Origin of the sequence: Streptomyces sp. NPDC059696, assembly GCF_042733745.1 — a bacterium.
Lineage (GTDB): Bacteria > Actinomycetota > Actinomycetes > Streptomycetales > Streptomycetaceae > Streptomyces.
Genome location: NZ_JBHWFG010000003.1, coordinates 12,748 through 36,076 on the forward strand (window position 1 = coordinate 12,748; position 23,329 = coordinate 36,076).

The 23,329-nt window shown below is 72.6% G+C and carries 19 protein-coding genes, 2 tRNA genes and 1 riboswitch; of the genes, 9 read left to right on the forward strand and 12 right to left on the reverse strand.

Going from position 1 to position 23,329, the window contains the following annotated elements; genetic code table 11:
* Positions 1 to 304: 304 nt before the first annotated feature.
* Positions 305 to 2,422 carry an asparagine synthase-related protein gene (locus ACFV20_RS03790; RefSeq protein WP_385652007.1) on the reverse strand — a complete coding sequence of 706 codons (2,118 nt, stop codon included), beginning with the start codon at positions 2,420 to 2,422 and terminating at the stop codon, positions 305 to 307.
* 1,003 nt (positions 2,423 to 3,425) lie between these two features.
* Here ACFV20_RS03790 and ACFV20_RS03795 point away from each other — a divergent pair.
* The 4 genes from ACFV20_RS03795 (at position 3,426) to ACFV20_RS03810 (ending at position 8,639) form a co-directional block, all read left to right on the forward strand.
* Complete coding sequence (locus tag ACFV20_RS03795) at positions 3,426 to 4,850, forward strand: hypothetical protein (protein ID WP_053669959.1); 1,425 nt, start codon at positions 3,426 to 3,428, stop codon at positions 4,848 to 4,850.
* Positions 4,851 to 5,050: 200 nt separating this feature from the next.
* The gene (gene lhgO, locus ACFV20_RS03800) at positions 5,051 to 6,256 is read left to right on the forward strand and encodes an L-2-hydroxyglutarate oxidase (protein WP_385652008.1); all 1,206 of its coding nucleotides are present in this window, start codon (positions 5,051 to 5,053) and stop codon (positions 6,254 to 6,256) included.
* A gap of 110 nt (positions 6,257 to 6,366) precedes the next feature.
* Positions 6,367 to 7,206, forward strand: a complete 840-nt coding sequence (gene trmB, locus ACFV20_RS03805) for a tRNA (guanosine(46)-N7)-methyltransferase TrmB (RefSeq protein ID WP_385652010.1) — start codon at positions 6,367 to 6,369, stop codon at positions 7,204 to 7,206.
* 59 nt (positions 7,207 to 7,265) lie between these two features.
* Positions 7,266 to 8,639 carry a PrsW family intramembrane metalloprotease gene (locus ACFV20_RS03810; RefSeq protein ID WP_385652012.1) on the forward strand — a complete coding sequence of 458 codons (1,374 nt, stop codon included), beginning with the start codon at positions 7,266 to 7,268 and terminating at the stop codon, positions 8,637 to 8,639.
* Between the two features lie 106 nt (positions 8,640 to 8,745).
* On the opposite strand, the gene ACFV20_RS03815 is transcribed toward ACFV20_RS03810, so the two are convergent.
* The 4 genes from ACFV20_RS03815 to ACFV20_RS03830 all read right to left on the reverse strand — a co-directional run bounded on the left by ACFV20_RS03815 (position 8,746) and on the right by ACFV20_RS03830 (position 12,557).
* Positions 8,746 to 9,690: an aldo/keto reductase gene (locus ACFV20_RS03815; RefSeq protein ID WP_385652014.1), complete on the reverse strand. Its 945-nt coding sequence runs from the start codon at positions 9,688 to 9,690 to the stop codon at positions 8,746 to 8,748.
* Between the two features lie 77 nt (positions 9,691 to 9,767).
* On the reverse strand, positions 9,768 to 10,802 hold the full coding sequence (locus ACFV20_RS03820; protein WP_385652016.1) for a M23 family metallopeptidase: 1,035 nt from the start codon (positions 10,800 to 10,802) through the stop codon (positions 9,768 to 9,770).
* An 11-nt stretch (positions 10,803 to 10,813) separates the two neighbouring features.
* Positions 10,814 to 10,970, reverse strand: a riboswitch (cyclic di-AMP (ydaO/yuaA leader).
* Positions 10,971 to 11,287: 317 nt separating this feature from the next.
* Positions 11,288 to 11,361: transfer RNA gene (locus ACFV20_RS03825), tRNA-Met, on the reverse strand.
* A 65-nt stretch (positions 11,362 to 11,426) separates the two neighbouring features.
* Positions 11,427 to 12,557 (reverse strand): dihydrofolate reductase family protein, encoded by a 1,131-nt coding sequence (locus ACFV20_RS03830; RefSeq protein WP_385652018.1) that lies wholly within the window; start codon positions 12,555 to 12,557, stop codon positions 11,427 to 11,429.
* A 76-nt stretch (positions 12,558 to 12,633) separates the two neighbouring features.
* Between ACFV20_RS03830 and ACFV20_RS03835 the strand changes: the two genes are divergently transcribed.
* From ACFV20_RS03835 to ACFV20_RS03845, 3 genes are all read left to right on the forward strand, one after another.
* Positions 12,634 to 13,149 carry a MarR family winged helix-turn-helix transcriptional regulator gene (locus ACFV20_RS03835; protein ID WP_385652020.1) on the forward strand — a complete coding sequence of 172 codons (516 nt, stop codon included), beginning with the start codon at positions 12,634 to 12,636 and terminating at the stop codon, positions 13,147 to 13,149.
* Between the two features lie 133 nt (positions 13,150 to 13,282).
* A complete protein-coding gene (gene ribA, locus ACFV20_RS03840) occupies positions 13,283 to 13,924 on the forward strand; it encodes a GTP cyclohydrolase II (RefSeq protein ID WP_385652022.1) in 642 nt (213 codons plus the stop codon).
* 118 nt (positions 13,925 to 14,042) lie between these two features.
* Positions 14,043 to 14,549 carry a MarR family winged helix-turn-helix transcriptional regulator gene (locus ACFV20_RS03845; protein WP_385652025.1) on the forward strand — a complete coding sequence of 169 codons (507 nt, stop codon included), beginning with the start codon at positions 14,043 to 14,045 and terminating at the stop codon, positions 14,547 to 14,549.
* 78 nt (positions 14,550 to 14,627) lie between these two features.
* Here ACFV20_RS03845 and ACFV20_RS03850 read toward each other — a convergent pair whose 3' ends face one another.
* From ACFV20_RS03850 to ACFV20_RS03870, 5 genes are all read right to left on the reverse strand, one after another.
* Entirely contained in the window at positions 14,628 to 15,701 is a 1,074-nt protein-coding gene (locus ACFV20_RS03850) for a SpoIIE family protein phosphatase (protein WP_385652028.1), read from the reverse strand.
* Positions 15,701 to 16,144, reverse strand: a complete 444-nt coding sequence (locus ACFV20_RS03855) for an ATP-binding protein (protein WP_385652527.1) — start codon at positions 16,142 to 16,144, stop codon at positions 15,701 to 15,703. The genes ACFV20_RS03850 and ACFV20_RS03855 overlap by 1 nt, the downstream gene beginning before the upstream one ends.
* Positions 16,144 to 16,557, reverse strand: a complete 414-nt coding sequence (locus ACFV20_RS03860; RefSeq protein ID WP_385652030.1) for an STAS domain-containing protein — start codon at positions 16,555 to 16,557, stop codon at positions 16,144 to 16,146. Before ACFV20_RS03860 ends, ACFV20_RS03855 begins: the two co-directional genes overlap by 1 nt.
* Positions 16,554 to 17,465: an STAS domain-containing protein gene (locus ACFV20_RS03865; RefSeq protein ID WP_385652032.1), complete on the reverse strand. Its 912-nt coding sequence runs from the start codon at positions 17,463 to 17,465 to the stop codon at positions 16,554 to 16,556. Before ACFV20_RS03865 ends, ACFV20_RS03860 begins: the two co-directional genes overlap by 4 nt.
* A 144-nt stretch (positions 17,466 to 17,609) precedes the next feature.
* On the reverse strand, positions 17,610 to 18,782 hold the full coding sequence (locus tag ACFV20_RS03870; protein ID WP_385652034.1) for a PP2C family protein-serine/threonine phosphatase: 1,173 nt from the start codon (positions 18,780 to 18,782) through the stop codon (positions 17,610 to 17,612).
* Between the two features lie 147 nt (positions 18,783 to 18,929).
* On the opposite strand from ACFV20_RS03870, the gene ACFV20_RS03875 reads away from it, so the two are divergent.
* Positions 18,930 to 19,424 carry a MarR family winged helix-turn-helix transcriptional regulator gene (locus ACFV20_RS03875; protein WP_385652037.1) on the forward strand — a complete coding sequence of 165 codons (495 nt, stop codon included), beginning with the start codon at positions 18,930 to 18,932 and terminating at the stop codon, positions 19,422 to 19,424.
* A 342-nt stretch (positions 19,425 to 19,766) separates the two neighbouring features.
* Positions 19,767 to 20,615 carry an RNA polymerase sigma factor SigF gene (locus tag ACFV20_RS03880; RefSeq protein WP_385652530.1) on the forward strand — a complete coding sequence of 283 codons (849 nt, stop codon included), beginning with the start codon at positions 19,767 to 19,769 and terminating at the stop codon, positions 20,613 to 20,615.
* A gap of 59 nt (positions 20,616 to 20,674) precedes the next feature.
* Here the strand turns inward: ACFV20_RS03880 and ACFV20_RS03885 are convergent.
* Positions 20,675 to 20,747 (reverse strand) — tRNA-Lys (locus ACFV20_RS03885).
* 218 nt (positions 20,748 to 20,965) lie between these two features.
* Complete coding sequence (locus ACFV20_RS03890) at positions 20,966 to 23,044, reverse strand: DEAD/DEAH box helicase (protein ID WP_385652038.1); 2,079 nt, start codon at positions 23,042 to 23,044, stop codon at positions 20,966 to 20,968.
* Positions 23,045 to 23,329: the final 285 nt, after the last annotated feature.

Genomic DNA, 23,329 nt, shown 5'->3' on the forward strand with positions numbered 1-23,329 from the left:
GTCGGGGGGTGTCCGCCCGCAGCGGTTGGCGCGTCAACGCCAGTCAGTCGGTACGCAACCCCATCGCGCCGTTCCGAGGACGGACACCCCCCGACGCGGCCCCGACCCACCACCCGGCGATGGGCGAAGACGCGCACCCCCACTCGGCGTCACACGAAGCCCCGCACCCCCACCGGGCGACACGCGAACAAGCACCCCCCACCCGGCGACACGCGAAGACCCGCACCCCCACCCGGCGACACGCAAGGAAGCACACCCCACCCGGCCTCACGCGACGAAGGGCAAGCGCACCCCCACCCGCCCCCTACACCCGACGCCCCCCACCGGCCCCCGCCCCCAGCGCCCCCCGCTGCGGGGCGATGCCCGCCGGGACGGCGCGCTGGCGGGCCGGTGTGCCCGTCCAGCAGGTGCCTCGGCGGGCGAGCAGGCGGCGCAGCCACAGTTCCAGGGAGACCAGGTCCGCGAGACCGTCCAGGGGGAGGGGTTCGCCCGCCGCCGCGCCGCGCAGCGCCTTGCGGACCACGCGGGCCTCGACCAGCCCCGCCTCCGCCAGCAGCGGGGTGTCGAACAGTGCGACCAGGGAGTCCGCCGCCACCCGCAGCCCCGTACGCTCCGCGGCCGCCGCGCTCGCCTGACTCGGCGCACCCCAGCCGGGCGGCAGTTCCCGCACGCCTGCCCCCTCCAGCACCGTGCGCAGGATCGCCGCCCGTGCCCCGGGCCGCACCCGCAGCGCCTCGGGCAGGGCACGGGCCGCGCGGACGACCTGGTTGTCGAGGAACGGCGCGTGCAGCCGCTGGAATCGGACCTCCGCCGCCTGTTCCAGCACCCGCAGGTCCGCCGCGTGCCGCGCCAGCGTCGCCCGCGCGCGGAAGTCCCCCGGCCGCTGTCCCGGCCCGACCAGTTCCGACCGGTGGGTCGACGCCTGAAGACGAACCGATACTTCAGCCAGTGCCTCACCGGTCAGCCAGCGCGCCGCCGGCCCGGGTCTTCCCCACGTCAGCGCGGCGAGCGAGGCGTCCAGCGCACCCCCGGGCGCGTCGAGCCCGTCGTCGCTGCGGGGGTCGAGCAGACGCTCGGCGAGGCTCTCCAGGCCCGACCGGTACGGCGTGCGGGACAACCGCCGCGCAGCCGCGTACACGCGCGCGGGCACCAGCACCGACCCGTCGGCCTTGGCCAGCGCGGCGACCGGCCGCACGAGATGCCGCCGCCGGCGGTCCATCAGAAGGTCGGCCAGGCGCGCGGGGTGGGCGTCCAGGACCTGGCGCGCGCCGTAGCCCGTGAAGTGGTCGGCGCTGCCCGCCGCCAGCCGGGCCCGATGACGGGCCGCGGACACCAGGCACGGCCCGGGTTCGTCCGTGAGGGGCCCGTCCAGGTCGGCGTACGGAAGGGTCCCCTCGTCGCCCGCCACGACGACGTGGTGCAGCCGCGGGTTCGCGGCCAGGGCGCCCGCCCGCTCCAGTTCGGCCTCGCGGCCCTTGACGGTGAGGTCGTTGAACGTGACGGCCAGCAGCCGCTCCCCCGCGCCCGTGCCGTGCCCCAGTACCGTGCCCGGCATCCCGGGCAGGCCCGCGGCGAGCAGCGCCAGCGCCCCGGAGGCAGGACCGCCGGACAGGTCCGCGCCGATCCCCGGCACCGGCATCCCGCGCGCGGCGCGCCGCTCGGCGGGCCCCATGCCGGGGACGGGCCCGGGGTCTATGTCGGCGCCGGGGACGTGCCGCGGCGCCGACAGCCGCGTCCGTACGGCCTCGACGAGCGCGTCGCGCACCGCGTCGACCGCGCTGTCGGGATCGGCCGGGGGCGCCGCCACGGCGAGTGAGGCGACCGGCTCGTACCCGGCGATCTCGCGCGCCCCGGCGCGCAGGATGAGGGCATGCCCGGGCGGAATGCGCTTCACGCCGTCGTACGGCGTGGAGTCGTGCAGCGCGGCGGGCACATCGGGCGCCGCCAGCAGCGCGGCCAGATGCCCGAAGTCGAGGTTGGCCTCGATGAGGTCGGCCAGCGGCAACGCGGCGGTCGCGTACGCCGTGCCGCCGGCCCACGGCGTGTGGAACACCGGCCGCACGCCCGCGAGATCACCGCAGACGGTGATCCGCCTGCCGACCTGGACGATCGCGGTGTAGCTGCCCGGCCACGCGGTCAGATGCCGCAGGGCGCCGCCGCGCGCGGCGAACAGCGCGACGCGCAACTGCTCGTCGGTGGCGCCGCAGATGCCGAGGACGGCGATCCTGGTGTGGTCGTCGGCCTTCACGACACGCACCTCGTCGGGGCGCCAGTCGCCGACCGCCCACAGGGGATCGGGGTCGCCCCACAGGAGTTGGGACCCCACCGGGTGCAACGTCTCGCCCTCGCTGCCGGTCGCCCCCGCCGAACCGGCAGCGACGGCTCCCGCGGCGGTGCTGCTCCATCCCACCAACCACCGCATCGCCGCCTCCACAGGCTGTGGACAACCAGTGCACCGCACGAACCGGTTCACCATGCTGCCATGAAGGAAGCGTTCCAGAGGGTGCCGACGCCGCTTGCGCTCCGCTGAATGCGCCCCGGCGGAGCCGCCCGCACCGCCGCGAACACCCCGAACACCCGCGCACCACAAGAAGATCCGGGCGGAAAGCCGGACGAACCTACGACGCCCGGCCGCAAGACGGGACGGAAGACCGACGGAAGATCGGAAAGCGGCGAACAACAAGCAGCGCGCAAGATGCCGCGAGGAAGAAGCAGCGCCCAAGAAGCCGCGAGGAAGAAGCAGCGAACGGGAAGCGGTCAACGGGAAGCAGCGCACAAGAAGCCGCCAGGAAGGAGCAGCCACGGGAAGCAGCGCGCAAGAAGCAGCGCACACACAGCAGCACGCACGCACAGCACACAAGAAGCGGCGAGGAATCAAGGCACGCCAGCGACATGTCTGCAGTACGACTGCGACGCGAATGCGCCCCCGCAACGCGCCCCGATCGCGCCCCGAGCGCCCTCAACTGCCATGGTCGGAGCCCTGATACCCGGTGACCGGCAGGGTCTGTTTTCGGCCAAATCGCCATTCCGCACGCGGCTTCGAACACGCTCCGTGCAGGCTCCGCACTCCGTCACTCGATCGCGCAGTCCGGGAGACGGAGCACGCCTCCCGGACCGTTCCGCCGCCCGCGGGGATGTAGGCGGCGGTGTCCCCCAGCCCACTGGATCCAGTACAGCGGGCCGACCCACGCAACGACCATGGAACCGCTCCCGCGATGGCCGGAGAAGAGCGCACGGACAGGCGCACGGCCACACAGTGGGAGCACGTCGCAACAGCCCGTATCTGAACCGCACTTCAGTACGGACCACAATCCCGCCAACCGGAACAATGCCCCTTAACGCTTGGGATGCGGCGAACTACGCTGGGTTTACGAATGCCGCGTGGTTATGCCAGTGCGGCAGCCGTCTGTGTCGAGGGGTGGCGCATGTCCAGGGAGCAACGCGGGCCGAACGAAAAACTCGGCGCCGTTCTCGCCCTCGCGGGAATCTCCAACGCGGGCCTCGCCCGGCGCGTCAACGACCTTGGCGCCCAGCGCGGCCTGACGCTTCGCTACGACAAGACGTCGGTGGCGCGCTGGGTGTCGAAGGGCATGGTGCCGCAGGGCGCCGCCCCGCACCTCATCGCCGCCGCCATCGGCCAGAAGCTCGGCCGCCCGGTGCCGCTGCACGAGATCGGCCTCGCGGACGCTGACCCCGCACCCGAGGTCGGCCTCGCCTTCCCCCGGGACGTGGGTCAGGCGGTGCGCTCGGCGACCGACCTGTACCGCCTCGACCTCGCGGGCCGCCGGGCCGGCTCCGGCGGCATCTGGCAGTCGCTCGCCGGATCGTTCGCGGTGAGCGCATACGCAACGCCCGCCTCACGATGGCTGATAACCCCGGCCGACAGTTCGGTCGCGCGTGACGTGGGCCCCGGTGAGGGCTCCGGCGCACCGCTCAAAGTCGGCCACAGCGACGTACAGAAGCTGCGCGAGGCCGCCGAGGACGCGCGGCGCTGGGACTCCAAGTACGGCGGCGGGGACTGGCGTTCGTCCATGGTCCCCGAGTGCTTGAGGGTGGAGGCGGCCCCCCTGCTGCTCGGCTCCTACTCCGACGAGGTCGGCCGGGCCCTCTTCGGCGCCTCCGCGGAACTCACCCGCCTCGCCGGCTGGATGGCCTTCGACACGGGCCAGCAGGAAGCGGCCCAGCGCTACTACATCCAGGCCCTGCGTCTGGCCCGGGCGGCGGCGGACGTCCCCCTCGGGGGCTACGTACTGGCCACCATGTCCCTCCAGGCCACCTACCGCGGCTTCGGCGACGAGGGCGTGGACCTCGCCCAGGCCGCCCTGGAGCGCAACCGCGGGCTGGCGACGGCCCGCACCATGAGCTTCTTCCGCCTCGTCGAGGCACGCGCGCACGCACGCGCGAACGACGCCCAGGCGGCCGGCGGCGCCCTGAAGGCGGCCGAGAGCTGGCTGGAGCGGGCCCGCCCCGGCGACAACGACCCGAGCTGGCTCGGCTTCTACTCCTACGACCGCTTCGCCGCCGACGCGGCCGAGTGCTACCGCGACCTGAAGGCACCCCGCCAGGTGCGCCGCTTCACCGAGCAGGCCCTGTCGAAGCCGACGGAGGAGTTCGTCCGCTCGCACGGCCTGCGCCTGGTCGTCTCCGCGGTCGCCGAACTGGAGTCGGGGAACCTCGACGCCGCGTGCGAGCAGGGGGTGCGGGCGGTGGAGGTCGCCGGGCGCATCTCCTCGGCCCGCACCACCGAGTACGTGAAGGATCTCCTGCACCGGCTGGAGCCCTACGGCGACGAGCCGCGGGTGGTCGAGCTCCGTGAGCGTGCACGGCCGCTGCTGATGGCTCCCGCCTGACCGGGCCCCGGACGCTGCGATCCTGTGCCCGTGGATCGGGTCGGTCGCGGCTGATCGCGCCCACGCGGCACAGCCGCACAGCCGCACAGCCGCACAGCCGCAGAGCCGCACAGCCATGCGGCCCCGCGCCCTTGGAGACTGTGGCGCTCCCGGCGTTTGAAGGCGTTGTCAGTGGCGCAGTGCACTATCGGTAGCGGGAGGTGGTGCGGGTGCGGACGGCGTACGACTGTGACGTGCTGGTGATCGGCGGCGGCATCGTCGGCCTGTCGACGGCCTACGCGATCACCCGCGCCGCACCGGGCACACGTGTCACCGTCCTGGAGAAGGAGCCGGGCCCGGCCCGCCACCAGACCGGCCGCAACAGCGGCGTCATCCACAGCGGCGTCTACTACCGCCCCGGTTCCCTCAAGGCGCGCTACGCGGTGCGGGGCGCGGCGGAGATGGTCAAGTTCTGCGCCGAGTACGGCATCCCGCACGCGGTCACCGGCAAGCTGATCGTCGCCACCGACCGTGCGGAGCTGCCCCGTCTGCACGCGCTCGTGCAGCGCGGCCGGGAGAACGGCATCCCGGTCCGCGAACTGGGCGCGTCCCAGATCGCCGCGTACGAGCCGGAGGTCAGCGGCCTGGCCGCGATCCACGTCGGCACGACCGGCATCTGCGACTTCGTCGCGGTCGCCCGCCGGCTGGCCCACGGCTCGGGCGCCGAGATCCGCTACGGCACCCGGGTGGTGCGGGTCGACCGGCGCCCCGATCGGGGGGTCGCCGTGCTCACGGCCGCGGGGGACGTCGTACGCGGACGGGTCCTGGTGAACTGCGCGGGGCTGCAGTGCGACGAGGTCGCCCGGCTCACCGGGGACGACCCCGACGTCCGGATCGTGCCCTTCCGGGGCGAGTACTACGAGCTGGCCCGGCCGGAGCTGGTGCGCTGCCTGGTCTACCCCGTGCCCGACCCGGCGTTCCCGTTCCTCGGGGTGCATCTCACGCGGGGCATCGACGGGGGTGTCCACGTCGGGCCCAACGCGGTGCCGGCCCTGGCCCGTGAGGGATACCGGTGGAGCACGGTGAGACCGCGCGAGCTGGGCTCGACCCTGACCTGGCCCGGCTCCTGGCGGATAGCCCGCAGGCACTGGCGGTACGGGGCGGGTGAGCTGAGGCGATCCCTCTCCAAGAGGGCGTTCGCCCAAGCGGTACGCAGGCTGCTGCCCGGGGTGTCCGAGGACGACCTGGTACCGACGGCGGCGGGCGTGCGCGCACAGGCGGTCCTCCGTGACGGGACCCTGGTCGACGACTTCCTGATCCGCGAGGGCGCCAGGACCGTCCACGTCCTCAACGCACCGTCGCCCGCGGCCACGGCTTCTCTGCCGATCGGGCGGGAGGTGGCACGGAGGGCACTGAGCGCCCTGTGAGCCGCCCGGGACCCGGCGTCGTCGCTGATGCCGGGCGGGTCCGCGGCCCGGCGGAGCGGGGGACCACCGCCGTCTCCGCCTCCTGCCGCAGCCGTAAAATCAGAGGCACTGTGTCTGAGTCCGCGAACACCCCCGATGTCCAGCGCCCGCACCCGCACACCCCCGGCGTCTCCGTCCGCGGTACCCGGGCCAAGGGAGAGCCGCGCTTCCCCGACGGTCCGAAGGCCGACCCCGCCGGGTCGCACTTCGAGCGGCGGATCCGGAGCTTCCAGCCGCGGCGCAGCCGGGTCACCGCCGGTCAGGCGGACGCGCTGCAGCGCCTGTGGCCCAAGTGGGGCCTCGACATCGACGGCGGCCGGACCCTCGACCTGCGCGAGCTGTTCGGCAACGACAACCCCGTCGTCCTGGAGATCGGCTTCGGCATGGGTGAGGCGACCGCGCAGATGGCCGCCGCCGACCCCGCCACGAACATCCTCGCCGTCGACGTCCACACCCCCGGCCAGGGCAACCTGCTCAACCTCGCCGACCGCAACGGCCTGTCCAACGTCCGCGTCGGCAACGGCGACGCGATCATCCTGCTGCGCGAGATGCTCGCCCCGGACTCCCTCGACGGCCTGCGCGTCTACTTCCCCGACCCCTGGCCCAAGAAGCGGCACCACAAGCGCCGGATCATCCAGCCCGACTTCCTCACCCTCGCCGCCCCCCGCCTCCGGCCCGGCGCGCTCCTGCACTGCGCCACCGACTGGGAGCCGTACGCCGAGCAGATGCTCGAGGTCCTCACGGCGCACCCCGACTTCGAGAACACGCAGGCGGACGGCGGTTTCGCGCCGCGTCCCGACTTCCGTCCGCTGACCCGTTTCGAGGGCCAGGGACTGGACAAGGGACATGTCGTGAACGACCTCCTCTTCCGCCGCGTACAGCACGTGGACCAGCCCCCCGCCGGCGCCTGACCACCCCTGGCACCTCTCCCGCCTGCGGACAGCACCCATCCGTCGTTAGGGTCAATGCCGTGGCCACCAGCCCCCCACATCCGTCGTACCCCGTCGGTCCCACCGACGGCGCATCCTTCGCCGGCTCAGGCACAGCCGGCTCCTCGCGGCACGCCCACTGGTGGCACCGCCCCTGGGTGCGCTACGGCGCGCTGAGCACGCTCCTCGCGATATCCGGCCTGGTCATCCTCGCCCTGGTCCGTGAGGAGACCGGCACGGAGGGGTTCCTGGTGGGGCTGGGACTGGCCGTCCTGCCGGTGCCCCTGCTGATAGCCGCGTTCCGCTGGCTGGACCGGGTCGAACCGGGCCCCTGGCGGAACCTGGTGTTCTGCTTCGCCTGGGGCGCCTGCGCGGCGGCGCTGATAGCGATCGTCGCCAACAGTTTCGCGACGAGATGGATCGCCACGGCGACGGCGGACCCGTCCAGCGCGGACACCCTCGGCGCGACGGTGATAGCGCCGGTGGTCGAGGAGTCGGCCAAGGCGGCGGCCGTGCTCCTGGTGTTCCTGTTCCGGCGCCGCGACTTCACCGGCATCGTCGACGGCGTCGTCATAGCCGGCGTGACCGCCACCGGCTTCGCCTTCACCGAGAACATCCTCTACCTCGGCACCGCCTTCGGCACCGACCAGCTGACCGGGGGCAGCGGTATCGCCTCCGTCACGGCGGCGACCTTCTTCGTGCGGATCATCATGTCGCCGTTCGCGCATCCGCTCTTCACGGTCCTCACCGGCATCGGCTTCGGCATCTCCGCGCTCTCGGCGGCCCGCCGACCCGTCTTCCCGCTGTCCGGGCTGCTGCTCGCGATGGGCATGCACGCCATGTGGAACGGCTCGTCGGCGTTCGGCGAGTACGGCTTCTTCGCCGTGTACGCGGCGTTCATGGTGCCCATCTTCGGGCTGCTGACGTGGCTGGTGATCTGGACGCGGCAGCGGGAGCTGAAGACCATCCGGGCCGAGCTGCCCGCCTACACCGTGGCCGGCTGGCTGACCCCGGCCGAGCCGTACGCGCTCGGCTCGATGCGGGCCCGGCGGATCGCCCGCCAGTACGCCCGCCGCCACCTCGGCAGGGCGGCGGCCCGGGAGGTGGCCCGGTACGAGGCGTACGCGACGTCCCTGGCGTTCCTGCGGCACCGGGCCCGGCGGGGCGGTGCCCGGGCGGACTTCGCCGTACGGGAGGGGGAGCTCCTCGGCGAACTGTGGCGGCGCCGGGAGGTGTCCCGCCCCGCGCTGGACCACGCGGCGCGGATCACCGCCCCTCCGGTCCCGGTGGCGGCCCCGCCCTGGCCGGTCCACGGCGTGTACGGCTACGGCTACGGCTACGGCTACGGCTACGGCTACGCCCACCAGCCGACCCGGCCGACGCCGTACCCGGCGTACAACCCGTACCGCTCCTGACCCCGACCCGGACCAACCCCCCGGCAGCCGACACCACAGCCCCTGCCACTCCCGGGCCCTGCCCAGCCCGAACCCCAAGACCTCGGCGGCCGGCGCCGCAGTCCGCTCAGGCCGAGGCCTCGGTCAGTCGCTCGATCTCCGTCTCCGTCAGCGTCAGCTCTCCGACGCCGACCAGTGCGGGCAGCTGCTCCACCGTCCGCGCGGAGGCGATCGGCGCCACCACGGTCGGCTGGGCGGCGAGCCAGGCGAGGGCCACGGTGGCGACGGGCACGTCATGGGCTCCGGCGATCTCGTCGAGGGCTGCGAGCACCCGCCGCCCCCGCTCGGTCTCCAGATGCTTGGCGGCACCGCCCGCCCGCGCGCTCTCCACCGTCGTACCGGGCCGGTACTTGCCCGTCAGGAAGCCTGAGGCGAGCGCGTAGTACGGCACGGCCGCGAGGCCGGCCCGCTCGGCGAGGTCCTGGAGCTCGCCCTCGTAGGTCTCGCGGGAGACCAGGTTGTAGTGCGGCTGGAGGGCGACGTACCGGGCGAGGCCCTCGCGGTCGGAGAACTCCAGGGACTCCCGCAGCCGCTCGGCGGAGATGTTGGAGGCGGCGATGTGCCGCACCTTCCCGGCCTTCACGAGGGCGTCGAGCGCGCCGATGATCTCCTCGACGGGCACGTCGGGCTGATCGAAGTGCGTGTAGTAGAGGTCGATGTAGTCGGTGCGCAGGCGTCGCAGGGAGGCGTCGGCGGCGGCCGTGATGGTCGCGGCGGACAGTCCCCGGAACTCGGGGTGCTGGCTGACCTTCGTGGCGACGACGACGTCGGAGCGGTTGCCGCGAGCTTCGAGCCACGTGCCGAGGATGGTCTCGGACTCCCCGCCCCGGTTGCCGTCGGCCCAGGCCGAGTAGACGTCGGCGGTGTCGACGAAGTTGCCGCCGGCGGCGGTGTACGCGTCGAGGACGTCGAAGGACCGGGCCTGGTCGGCGGTCCAGCCGAAGACGTTGCCGCCGAGGGCGAGGGGGAAGACCTCGAGGTCGGAGGAGCCGAGCTTGCGAAGAGAAGTCATGCCCGGTGTCAACGACCGGACGGGAGGATCTCATTCCGCAACGGCTGCGGAACTCCCGTGGACACCGCGCGTGCCGCTTACGGGTTCAGTCCCTTGCCGCGCAGCCAGGCCATCGGGTCGATACCGCTCGCGGAGCCGCCGGAGTGGACTTCGAGGTGCAGGTGCGCCCCGGTGACGTTGCCGGTGGCGCCGACGCGGCCGATCACGTCGCCGGTGCTGACCTTCTGGCCGACGCTGACGCCGATGGAGGACTGGTGCGCGTACCAGATCTCGGTGCCGTCATCGAGGGTGAGGACGGTCTTGTAGCCGTAGGAGCCGTTCCAGCCCGCCTCGGTGATGGTGCCGCTGTGCACGGCCTTGATCGGCGTGCCCGTGGGGGCGGCGAAGTCCAGGCCGGTGTGGTAGCCGGAGGACCAGTAGGCGCCGGCCTGGCCGAACGTCGAGGTGAGGGTGTACGAGGAGGTCGGCAGGGTGAACTGCTTGGCGAGGGTGGCGAGCCGCTCGGCCTCGGCCTTCTTCCTGGCCTCCTCCTCCGCCTTCTTCTTGGCCTCGGCGGCCTTGGCCTTGGCTTCCTGCTCCGCCTTGGCGACGGCTTCCGCCGCGGCCTTCTCGGCGGCGGCCGCGGCGTCCTGCGCGGCCTTGGTCTCGATCTGCTCCTGCTGGTGCTCGACCTGGGCCATGATCCGGGCGCGCAGCGCCTCGCCGGCACCGGAGGTGCCCTCGGCCTGCTCGGTGGCCGCCGTGGCGGTGCCGAGGCTGCTGAGCGGGGTGGCGGAACCTTCGGGGGTGTCGTCGTCCGAGATGAGGGAACCCACCGAGGGCAGGTCCGGAACGGAGATGGACACCGGGGGCTTGCCGGTCTGGGCACTGGCCATGCCGCCGGCTCCCACGGCGGCTATGACGCCTACGCCCAGGACGGTGGAGCTGCGGGCGAGACCTCCGCCGCGCTGCTTGGTGACGCGATGCCGGCCGCGGACGGGACGGATGGACTCCTCGGTGGGGTTCCACTCCTGGAACGGGCCCTCGTCGGTGCGCTGACCGCCGTAGCCGAAGGTGTCGTTCTCGCGCTTCGGCGCGTACGGGGCCGTGGGGGCAGGCCGGTTGGACGCCACGTGGGCGTGCTCCTTTCCTTCCTTCTCGCCTACCGGGTTAGCTGACGGGTTCGGAGCAGGAAGGTCTCCTACGCGCGTATACCTGCCGTGCTTCCACGGTGGTATCCGCCCGATTCACCCCAAGTGGTGGTTCCCCGGTTCCCTTTCGGGATTCGGCGCGTGCGCACGGAGCCGCCTTCTGTGACGGCTGGGACGACCGCGCTGCGTTATCGAACGTTAATGGAGGCGCGGGGGGTATTCCAGCGATTCCGCTTGATCATTAACCTTTTTCGCGCGGACTTACCTGCCATGACCGGTTTAAATCGGGCGAGTTGACCACCGTGCAGGTGACCGGCGGGTTTTGACGGTGTGTCAGTTGTTATGCGGAACGGGACGGTTCGCTCACCGACCGTAGCGAGCCACCGGGCAGCCTCGGAACCACCGGGCAAGCCCCCGGAAAACACCGAGGGCCGGAACCCTTTCGGATTCCGGCCCTCGGCCTTCAGTAGCGGGGACAGGATTTGAACCTGCGACCTCTGGGTTATGAGCCCAGCGAGCTACCGAGCTGCTCCACCCCGCGTCGTTGTGTCACCAGTGTACGCCATCCGCGGGACCGCTCGCACACACCCTCCGTCCGGCCCGTACTCAGCGCACCAGGTGGCGGTTCGGGGCCTTGGCCCGCTCCTGGTGTTCCGGCAGGACGAGGACCTCCACTCCCCGGGCCGCCAGCAGGCCGCTGCCGTCGGCGTCCGCCACGAAGGTGTCCGGCTCGCGCCAGGCCGTGACGACCCGCCGGACGCCCGCGTCGAGGATCAGCCGGGCGCAGGGCGCGGGCCGGGAGGCGCGGCGGGCGCACGGCTCCAGGCTGCTGTACACCGTCGCGCCGGGCAGGCGCGGGTCGGCGGGGTCGAGCTTCGCGAGGGCCGCCTCCTCGGCGTGCACCACCGGGTCGCCGCCCTCGCGGGAGTGGCCGCGGGCCAGTTCCGTGCCGTCGGCGGCGACGACGACCGCACCCACGCTGAACGCCGTGTCCGACGGCGGGCAGTGCTCGGCCAGTTCACAGGCGAGGGCCAGCCAGTGGTGGTCGGCGGCGGCGGGCAGGGGGCCGGTGCCCGGGGCGGTCGGTTCGTAGCGCATCAGGACGACGTCCTCGATCCGCCGCGACTCCAGCAGCCGGAGGCGGCCGCCCTGGTAGCCGCCCGGGCCGAAGAGGCGGGGCGCCCGGGGGTCGCCCACGAAGAGCGGGGCGAGGACCAGCTGGAGTTCGTCGGCCAGACCCTGGGTGAGGAGCTGGGTGTGGATCAGGCCGCCGCCCTCGACCATGAGCCGCCCCACGCCCCGGACGTCGTGCAGGTGCGTGAGCAGCCGCCGCCAGTCCAGCTCGGTGCCGAGCGGGACGACGTCGGCGGCGAGGCCGAGCGCGCGGGCGCGTCGGGCACCCCGGTCGGTCGTGTAGAGGAGCTTCTCGTCGCCGGTGTGCCAGAAGCGGGCGTCCGGGTCGAGGTCGCCCGAGCCGCTGACGGTGACCTTCAGGGGGTACTCGGGTTGACCCGCGGCCGTGCGGGCGGCCCGGCGCCGCTCCGAGTTCACCAGCAGACGCGGGTTGTCGGCGCGGAGGGTGCCGGCGCCGACCAGGATCGCGTCGACGCCGGCCCGGACCTCGTCGACCCGGTCGAAGTCGGCCGGACCGGACAGCAGCAGCCGGTCGGGTCCGGTGTCGTCCAAGTAGCCGTCGAGGGAGACGGCGGCGGACAGCAGGACGTACGGGTGAGGCATCGGTGCTCCGCGGCTGGTCGGGACGGCGGGACGGACAGGGCTTGGTTCAAGTTTGAAACAAACCTACACTGGCGGCATGACGACTCGCTGGCTCACCCCCGAGGAGCAGCGCGCCTGGCGCGCCTACATCGCCGCCTCGCTGCTCCTGGAGGACGCGATCGACCGGCAGCTCCAGCAGGACGCCGGCATGCCGCACCTGTACTACTCCATCCTGTCCGTCCTGTCGGAGTCCCCGGAACGGCGGCTGCGCATGACCGACCTCGCCGAGCGGCTGAAGATCACGCGCAGCCGGCTGACGTACGCGGTCACCCGGCTGGAGAAGGACGGCATGCTGCGGCGCGAGGCCTGCCGGTACGACAAGCGCGGCAGCATCGCGGTGCTGACCGACGAGGGGTTCGCCGTGCTGGAGCGGGCGGCGCCCGGGCATGTCGAGACCGTGCGCAGCGCCCTGTTCGACCGGCTCAGCGAGGAGCAGGTGAGCCAGCTGGAGGAGATCTCCGCGGCGATCGCGCAGGGCCTCCAGGAGGACGGGCCGCGTGCGGCGGCGGACGACGTGCCGTGGCGGCGGAGATCTTCACCCAGCTGTTCGTGACCCGCGTCACACCCAGCGGAATCCTCGTTGCTTCAAATTTAAAGCACGAGTAGGGTTCCAGGCGTGGATCTGCTTCAAATCTGAAGCAGTGCGGCTGTGCAGCCGAACAGGAAACGGACCCCGGAGGCCCCGTATGCCCGACACTCCCGCCGTCGTCGCCACCCCGCGCTCGCGCGTCCGGGTCCCGCTGCGCTTCCACGACGGCTACGAGGCGGACGCCGAGCTCGTCACGTTCTACGGGCTGGCGGACGGCCGGGAGCACGTGGCCGTGGTCCTCGGAGAGCCCGGCCCGGTCCCGCTGGTGCGGCTGCACTCCGAGTGCCTGACCGGGGACGTGTTCGGCAGCGCCCGCTGCGACTGCGGCCCGCAGCTGCGCGAGGCGGTCGAGCGCATCGCCGAGCGCGGCGGCGTCCTCCTCTACCTCCGCCAGGAGGGCCGCGGCATCGGCCTGTACAACAAGCTCGACGCCTACGCCCTCCAGGACGAGGGGCTCGACACGTACGAGGCCAACGCGGCGCTGGGGCTGCCGGAGGACGCCCGCGACTACACCGCGGCGGCCCAGATGCTCCGGGCGCTGGGCATCGGCGAACTCGACCTGCTCTCCAACAACCCGGACAAAGCGGACCAGTTGCGGTCCCTGGGCGTCGGCGTCCGCGACCGGGTCCCCACCGGCGTCTTCACCACCGCCCACAACGTCCGCTACCTGCGCGCGAAAGTCCTCCAGACCCAGCACACGCTGCCGCTCGCGGCGCTGGCGGAGCTCAACGCGGGCTGATCGGCGGTCGGTCCGGACGGGCGCTGAACCGGGCTGCTTGCCCTTCGGTTCATCGGGTACAGCCTTTGCAAGAGGGCGACCTCATCAGTACCCGTGCGTTTATGGAAGTGACCGTTTCGTGACCGATCTCGGCGGCCCCGGCAACCACCGGGCGAGGGGACCGGGCGAGGGCCCGGAGGCCGTCGCAGCGCAGATCGCCGATGCCGTGGAGAGCCTGGTGGCGCTGTGGTCGGTCGCCGCCCAGGAGGCGTCCCTGCGGCTGTCACCGCACCAGTTGCGGGCGTTGCGCACCGTGCAGGCCGCACCCGGGCTGAATCTCACGGCCCTGGCGGACGGCCTGGACATCGGTCTCCCCACGGCCAGCCGCCTCTGCGACCGTCTGGCCGCGGCCGGCCTGCTGGAACGGGCCCCGCATCCCGACACCCGCCGCGAAGTTCAACTGTGGCTCACGACACATGGACACCACGTCCTGGGCGAGGTCGCCGGCCGCCGCGTCCAGGCCCTGACCGCGGCACTGGCGGCCATGAAGCCCGCGGAACGGGCGGCGCTGAGCAGGGGGTTGCGGGGCTTCCTCATGGCCCGCACCACGCTGCCGTCGGACACCGGCAGCCCGAAGGACCGCTGAGAAACCGCCCCCCGGCAGCACCCGCCACCGCCAGGCCTCACCCACCCGAACCCTCGCCACACCCGCCGCCGGCAGGCCTCACGTGCCCGAGCCGTGGTGGCTTTCGCCTCCTGCGGTGAGGACCGCCACGCAGGTGTCGTCCCGCACCGGGCGGGCCGCGCTGCCCGCGTCCCGGAGTACCACCGTGGCGGCCACCGCCGGGTCGCAGCCGGGCAGGACGCCGTCGTCGGGCGGCGTCCAGCGGCTGGGCAGACCGTCGCTGTGCAGCACCAGCAGACTGCCCGGGTGCCACGGCACGCGCTGCACGGGCACCGACGCCGGCGCCTGCGCGCCCACGATGCCCGGGTGGGACAGCAGCGGCTTCCACGCACCGTCGGTCCGCAGCCGGGCACCGACGTTGCCGATCCCGGCAAAGCTCAAACGCTCTTCCCGCAGGTCCAGTTGGGCCACGGCGACGGCCGCGCCCCGGGTGGGGCGAAGAGCCCGGCCCAGACTCCGCAGGATCTCCGCCGGCGGCAACTCGCCCAGGCCGCGCAGCCCCTCCACCGCCGCGGTGGAGGCCTCGGCGGCCTTCTCCCCGTGGCCGAGCCCGTCGGCGAGCAGCAGGGTCAGACGGTCACCGCTGCGCACCCGGCCCCAGGCGTCCCCGGAGTGCTCGGCCCTGCCGAGGGACACGTTGACGCCCCCGGCGCGCGGCCCGGCCGGAGGCGGCCCCTGGTTGCGGACGGCCGGCTCATGGCCGATGCGGGCCATCACGACGGTGCCCCGGCCCGGCGCGCTGTGCAGGTCGAAGTCGTTCGCTATGCGCCGGCACGTCCCGAGCCCGGCGCCCAGCGAGGCGGCGACGGTCGTGGTGTAGCCGTCGCGCATCGCCGCCGCGACGTCCGGGATGCCGGGTCCGTGGTCGAGCGAGACGAGCTGCACGACCGGCCGGCGGTCGCCGTCGTGCGCGCGCTCCACGAGGTTGATCAGCACCCGCCCGCCCTCGGCGTGCCGCAGCAGGTTGGTCGCCAGTTCCGTCGCCACGAGCGCGGCGGTCGCGGTCCGGTTCGCGGGCAGGCCGGCGCAGGCGCTGGCCTCCTCGGCCGCCACCCGCACGTCCCGTACCCGCGTCGAGTCGTCCTCCACCGGCACGTCCCAGACCCTGCTCATCACGGCACCGTCCGGGAGGGCGGCACGACGGTGGCCCAGGCGGTGACGGTGACGGTGGTCCCCTCACCGGGCCGGCTGTCCACCTCGAACTCCTGCACCAGCCGCTTGGCGCCGCTCAGGCCGAGCCCGAGGCCGCCGCCGCTGGTGTAGCCGTCGGTGAGCGCCTGGTCCAGGTCGCGGATGCCGGGCCCGGTGTCGACGAAGGCCAGCCGCAGTCCGCGCGACGACGCGGCCTCCAGCGGGGTGATCTCCACATGGCCGCCCCCGCCGTGGACGAGGGTGTTGCGGGCCAGTTCGCTCGCCGCCGTGACGAGCTTGGTCTGCTGCACGAGCCCGAAGCCGAGCTCGGCTGCGGCCTGCCGGACCTGCTGCCGCACCCATGCCAGATCGGCGTCCGAGCCGATCGGCAGGCTGGCCGGACCGGCATGGCGGGAAGCCTGCATCATGGACTCCCCTCACCCCGGCGCGTGGTGACGCCGAGGAGCTCCATCGCACGTTCGACGTCCAGGGCCGTTTGCAGGCCGGGCAGGGTGAGCCCCAGCTCGACCAGCGTGATGGCCACGGCCGGTCGCATCCCGGCCAGTACCGTACGGGCCGCCAGCAGCTTGGCTCCGGCGGCGATCTCGGCCAGGACCCGCCCCAGGAACGAGTCGACGATCTCCACACCGGAGATGTCGATCACCACCCCGGTCACCCTGCTGTGCGAGATCCGGGCCGTGATGTCCTGCTGGAGCTGCTCGGCCATCCCGTCGTGCAACTCCCCCTGGAGGGTGACCAGCAGGACATCGCCCAGCTGGAGGACGGGCACGGTGAAGCCGTGTCCGCCCACGGGCCCGTGGCCCGCGATCCCGGTCACCGCGTGCCCGCGTCCGCCGCCGCGCCGGCCGCCCTCAGCGGTGCGATCTCGACCCCCTGCTGGCTGAGCGCGTAAGCGAGCGCGTCGGCCAGGCTGGAGCGGGTGAGCACCGTGCCGAGGTCGATGCCCAGGTGGACGATGGTCTGCGCGATCGCGGGCCGGATGCCGGAGACGATGCACTCGGCGCCCATCAGCCGCGCCGCCGCCACGGTCTTCATCAGGTGCTGGGCGACCAGCGAGTCGACGGTGGGCACGCCGGTGATGTCGAGGATGGCGTACCGGGCGCGCTCGGCGACGATCGCGTCCAGCAGACTCTCCATGACGACCTGGCTGCGCGCGCTGTCCAGGGTGCCGATCAGCGGTACGGCGACGGTGCTCTCCCACAGCTTGATCACCGGGGTGGCCACCTCGTGCAGCTGTTCGCGCTGCCGGGCGATCAGCTCCTCACCCGCGCTGACCGTGGTCTCCATCACGACCAGGCGCAGCGTGCCCATGAGCACCGTCAGCGCCACCACGGCGTCCTGCGCCTCGGGGGCGTACGGCTCGGGGAACTCGGCGCGCAGCAGCTCGGTCACCGGCTCGCGCAGCGAGGCCACCTCGCCGGCGACCCCGTCCAGGTCCATGCCCGTGCGGGCGCGGGAGGCGGCCATCCGCCCCAACTGGTCGCGCACGGCCTCGAAGCCGGACGCGCGGATGTCGTCCAGCCGCCCGGACGCCGCCACGGCCGCCAGGCTCGCGGCCACGGCCCGGCCCGCCTCCACCGCCTCGTCCCGGGACACGGTGAACACCGTGCGGAACAGCGCGGCGTCCGCCCACCGTTGGGCGATCTGCTCGCGGCGCCGCTCCAAGAAGGCGCTGACCTGGTACGCGACCGGCTCCTGTTCCGCGTTCTCTTCCGACACCGACACTTGTATCGCTCCCTTGCACGGGCGGACCGAGGTCACACGACGGCGCCTCAGCCGTTAATTGCCGTATGACAAACATTAGTGCCGACGTACGGCACCACCAAACAACTGCCCTCCGCTGTCCCTGACCTGCGCCTGCCCCATCCCTTACCGCCCACGCCAGTCCAGACACACCACGAGGGCGTCGTCGTCCGGGGTGGACCCGCCGCGGTGGCCCGTCAGTTCACGCAGGACGGCCCGGGGCACCTCGGCGGCCGGCAGCAGCCGGGTCGACTGGATCGCCCGGGCCAGGGCGGCGTCCCCGTAGGCCTCGCCGCCCGGGGAGGCCACGTCGTAGACCCCGTCGCTGACGAAGACCAGCCGGTCGCCCGGCTCGACCCGGAACTCCTGGAGCACGTAGTCGGTCTCCTCGAACATGCCGAGCGGCAGCTGGGCGTCGAACGGCACCCGCTCCACCGCGCCCCGGCGCATCCGCAGCAGCTGCGGCGACCCGGCGTCCACCGCGCACACCCGCCCGGTCGCCAGGTCGATGTCCAGCATCAGCACGGACAGGTAGCAGCGGCCCCGGTAGTGCGCGTACACCGCCTGGTCGGCCAGGGCCGCCTGGTCGTCGATGGACAGCCCGGCCCGGCGCGCGTTGCGCAGCGCGTTGATCGCCAGGTTCGTCAGCAGGGAGGCCTCCATGCCCTCCCCCATGCCGTTGGTGACGTAGAGGCTGAGCCGGTCGGCGGAGGCGGACCAGTCGAAGTTGTCGCCGAAGATCGCGTAGGCGGGCTCCAGTTGCGCGCCCAGCTCGTACTCGGGGCGGGCACAGGAGCGGCCCGGCAGCAGCTGCCACTGCATCTCGGCGGCCAGCGTGAGCCGGTCCCGCCGGCGCGCCTGGAGGTACAGGTCGGTGTCCCGCTCGGCCACGACGACCTCGTGCCCGAGCACTTCGGCGATCTCGGCCAGCTCGTCCAGGCAGTGCTCGGCGTGCTCCACGCCCGGCAGGGTCACCGTCAGCACACCGAGGCGGTCGCCGCGCACGGTGACGGGCAGGTGCGCCCGTACGAGGTCACCCGACGGGATCTCCAGGTACGGCTCCTGCGCACCGAAGGCCCGGCCCGCCGGGCTGTTGTGCACGGGCACCGGCTGCAGGGTGCACGGAAGCTCGGACACCGGCTGAAGCACCGTCAGTCCGTAGTCGGCCAGGAAAAGCTCGACGGAGTCCGCCGCGTACTGATCGGTCAGTACACGACGGACCGCGTCCAGCAACTGGTGGGGCGCCGCCGTGCGCAGGGCGCGCTCAGCGGCCACGAATCTGCTCGTGATCGTGCTCACGGTGGTGGTTCACCATCCTCGAGGAGGACGCCGACGCGTCCTCGGAAACGGGTTCTTGTCCACGGGCCGGGCAGGGCCGGGAGGCGGGTCCCGGGCGGTTCACTCCACGCCTAGTACGCTGACGGCCATCCCGGTGCCTGCGAGAGTGTGACTGTGACTTCCCTCCGACCCCGCCCAGAGCCCACCGAGGTCGCCCGTGTGACCTCCACGGCGGCGGAGTTGCTGGAAGTTCTGTGGGGCAGGGCCTCGACCGCGCCGGCCTCCGCGTCCCAGCTGCGGGTGCTGCTCATCCTCGAGCACCACGAAGGCATCAACCTGCGGACGCTCGCCGACTCCCTCGCCTCCACACCGCCCTCGACCAGCCGGCTGTGCGACCGGCTGCAGGCGGCCGGGTTCGTCGAGCGCGAGGTCAGTCCGGCCGACCGGCGCGAGGTGCGCCTGCACCTCAGCGGCCGGGGCCGCGTCTTCCTGGACGACCTGCGTGGGCGCCGGGAGCAGGCGCTGCGCGCGGTGCTCGACCAGATGCCCGCGGCGAAGCGGGCGGCGCTGCTGCAGGGGCTGGAGGCGTTCTGCGACGCGGCGGCGACCCAGATACACGACGACTCCGAAGACTCCCGATCGTCCGGCACCCGGACTGCCTGACCTACGTGCCGCCGCACGGAATCGGAGCTTCCGACCCCTTCCCGCGCACGTTCGGCACGCCTAGGCTGTTGCCCTCCACCTATAGTTGTCAAACGACAACTGTCCGCTCTGCGAGCTTCTCGGTCCTCTCTCGCGCACCCCACCGCCCACCCTCCCTGCCCGTACCGTCGCAGTACTGGTCCGGGTACCCCGTCACCGCCCCGACCTGCGCCGACTGTGGTCTACATCTCGCCGGGGCATATGCAGGGCATGACCGTGGCGAGGGCGGGTAACGGCGCTTGAGGTGGCCTGTCGGGGGATCGGAGCGGGCCGGACTGACAGGGAGGGCCCGTGACGGCGACCATGCGCATCGGCACGACGACGGATTCCGCCACCTACACCGGTGAGGAGCTGCCGCAGATCGCCGAACCCCAGAAGCTCGCCCCGCAGGACGCGCGCGAGCTCACCGGGCAGTTCCTCGGCCGGCTCGCCGTGCTCGAGGAAGGCACGCCCGAATACCAGTACGCCCGCAACACGCTCATCGAGATGAACATGTCGCTGGTGCGCTTCGCGGCCCGCCGGTTCCGCGCCAGCGGCCAGTCGATGGAAGACGTCGTCCAGGTCGGCGTCATCGGGCTGATCAAGGCCATCGACCGCTTCGAGGTCTCCCGCGAGGTGCAGTTCACCAGTTTCGCGGTGCCGTACATCATCGGCGAGATCAAGCGGTTCTTCCGGGACACCTCCTGGGCCGTGCACGTGCCGCGCCGCCTGCAGGAGGCCCGTACGGAACTCGCCAAGGCCACCGAGGAGCTGGCCTCGCGCCTCGGCCGCGCGCCGAGAGTCTCCGAACTGGCCGCCCTGATGAACCTGTCCGAGGAAGAGGTCGTCGAGGCGCAGATCGCGGCCAACGGCTACGTGTCCTCCTCCCTCGACGCGACCGTCACCGGCGACCCGGACGAGAGCGAGACGACCCTGTCGGAGTTCATCGGCGAGGAGGACCCCGCCCTCGAACTCGTCGAGGACTTCCACGCCCTGGCCCCCCTCGTCGCCGAACTCGACGAGCGCCAGCGCCTCATCCTCCACCTGCGTTTCGTGGAAGAGCTGACCCAGGCGGAGATCGGTGCCCGGCTCGGCATCTCGCAGATGCACGTCTCCCGGCTGATCTCGCGCACCGTGGCACGGCTGCGCTCGGGGATGCTCACCACCGGCTGACCCCGCCCCACAACGACAAGAGCCCCGGTCCGGATGATCTCCGGACCGGGGCTCACTCGTAGGCCCTGTGGGACTCGAACCCACAACCAATGGATTAAAAGTCCACTGCTCTGCCAATTGAGCTAAGGGCCCAGGCGATGTTGCCCCCACGAGCATAGCCGGACGACGCCGAGTTCCCGATCGGGTATCCGGCTCCCGGCCGTGGCGAAGGGACGAACAGGCCCGACCAGGGCCGCGGAACGACCGGTTCGGGTGGGCTCGCGCCACCCCGGAACACTCCGCGCTCCTACGACGGAGCGCCGTGGCCCGCCCGTTGGGGAGGGGGCCACGGCGCTCCTCATGCGCTGATGTCAGCCGTTGCGCTTCCAGCGCGGCTTGTCCTCGCGACGCTGGAACGAACCGCCGCCGCGGTGGTCGTCACGACGGCCGTAGGGGCGGTCGTGGCCCGGGCGGTCGTGTCCGCCGGAGCGGAAGCCCGGACGGTCGTCACGACGGTCACGGTTGAAGGGACGGTCGCTGCCCCGGTGCCCACCGCGCTCGTCCCGGCGGAAGCCACCGCGGTCACGGTCGCGGTTGAAGCCGCCCCGGTCGTCACGGCGCTCGAAGGAACGGCCGCCCCGGTCGTCACGACGCTCGAACGAACGGCCACCCCGGTCACCGCCACGGTCGCCCCGGTCGTCACGGCGGAAGCCACCGCGCTCGCCCCGGTCACCACGGTCGGCCCGGTCGTCCCGGCGGAAGCCACCGCGGTCACGGTCGCGGTCGAAGGAACGGCCACCGCGGTCGCGGTCACGGTCACGGTTGAAACCGCCCCGGTCGTCACGACGCTCGAACGAACGGCCACCCCGGTCACCACCACGGTCGCCCCGGTCGTCACGGCGGAAGCCACCGCGCTCGTCACGCCGCTCCCGGCGCTCGTACGGGGCGGAGGACTCGGGGCGCTCCTCGCGCTCCACGTCCTTCGCGGTCGGCTGCTCGGGCACGGACACCTCGACGGCGGCCACGGCCTCGCCGGCCTCCCCGGCCACCACGGCCGCGGGCTCCTCGCCCCGCTCACGCGCCACGCGCGCCAGCAGCCGGTCCGACTCCTCGCGCAGCTCGTTCGCACGCCGCTGCGCCCGCTCCAGCTCCTTGGTGAGCTGGGCGACCTCGCGCTCGGCCTGCTGCGCCGCGTTGCCCACGGACTCGGCCTGCACCTCGGTCATGGACCGGGCACCGGTGATCTCGGCGACCTCCGGGTCGAAGGCGCCGGCGCCCTGGATGATGTGGCGCGAGGCGTCGACGCCCGCGTCCTCCATCAGCCGGAAGATCTGACGCCGCTGGTGCGGCAGCGACAGGGACACGACCGTGCCGGAGCGGCCCGCGCGAGCGGTACGGCCGGAGCGGTGCAGATAGTCCTTGTGGTCACCGGCCGGGTCGACGTTCAGCACCAGGTCGATGCCGTCGACGTGGATACCGCGCGCGGCCACGTCGGTGGCGACGAGCACGTTGACGTACCCGTCCTTGAAGTCGGCCAGGGTCCGCGTCCGCGCGCCCTGGGTCATGCCGCCGTGCAGCGCGTCGGCCTTCACCCCGGCGTCGCGCAGCTGCTCGGCGACACGGTCGGCGCCCAGCTGGGTGCGGACGAAGATGATCGTGCGGCCCTTGCGGGAGGCGATGGCCGCGGTGACCGGCGCCTTGTCCTTGGGCTTCACGATGAGGATGTGGTGCGACATGGTCGTCACGGCACCCTGAGCGGCGTCGACCTCGTGGCTGACCGGCTCGTTCAGGTACCGGTCGACCAGGGTCTTGATCTCGTTCTCCATGGTCGCGGAGAAGAGCATCCGCTGACCGCCCGCGGGGATCTGGTCGAGCAGCTCCGTCACCTCGGGCATGAAGCCCAGGTCGGACATCTGGTCGGCCTCGTCGAGCACCGCGATCTGCACGTTCTCCAGCGAGCAGGCGCCGCGGTTGATGATGTCGCGCAGCCGGCCCGGGGTGGCGACCAGGATGTCGACGCCCCGCTCCAGGGCGTAGATCTGGTTGCCCATCGACGTACCGCCGCAGACGACCTTCATCTTCAGGCCGAGGACGTCGCCGTAGGGCTGCAGCGCGTCGGCGACCTGCATGGCCAGCTCACGCGTGGGCGTCAGGATGACGGCGCGCGGCTTGTGCTTCTCGGTCCGGCCACCGGCCAGCGTGGCCAGGGTGGGCAGACCGAACGACAGGGTCTTGCCGGAGCCGGTGCGGCCACGGCCGAGGATGTCCTTGCCGGCCAGGGCGTCCGGGATGGTCGCGGCCTGGATCGGGAAGGGGGTGGTCACGCCGTTCTGGGCGAGCTTGCGCACCACGCCCTCGGGCAGACCGAGGTCCGCGAAGGTGACCTCGGGAGCGTCCTCGGCCGCCTCGTTCTCGGGCACGACGACGTGATCAGTACTGGTAATGGACATGCGAATGCGAAACCTTCCGGAGTCTCAGTCGGCACGCGCCCGTCAACTCCGTGATTCGCGATTCGCAATACGACCGCCTCAATGCGGTCCACCACGGCAAGGGAGAGTACGCGCCACACGGCGCGCTCTGCTGTGGCGCCGGGCAAGATGGGATCAAACGATCTGCCACCATACGCACTCCGGGCCCCGCAAGGCAAACCGGACTGCGCAGACGACAGCGGACCACCGCCCTACGGCCGGACGGCTTCCACCACCATCCAACCGCCCCCCGGCCGGCCTTGTTCC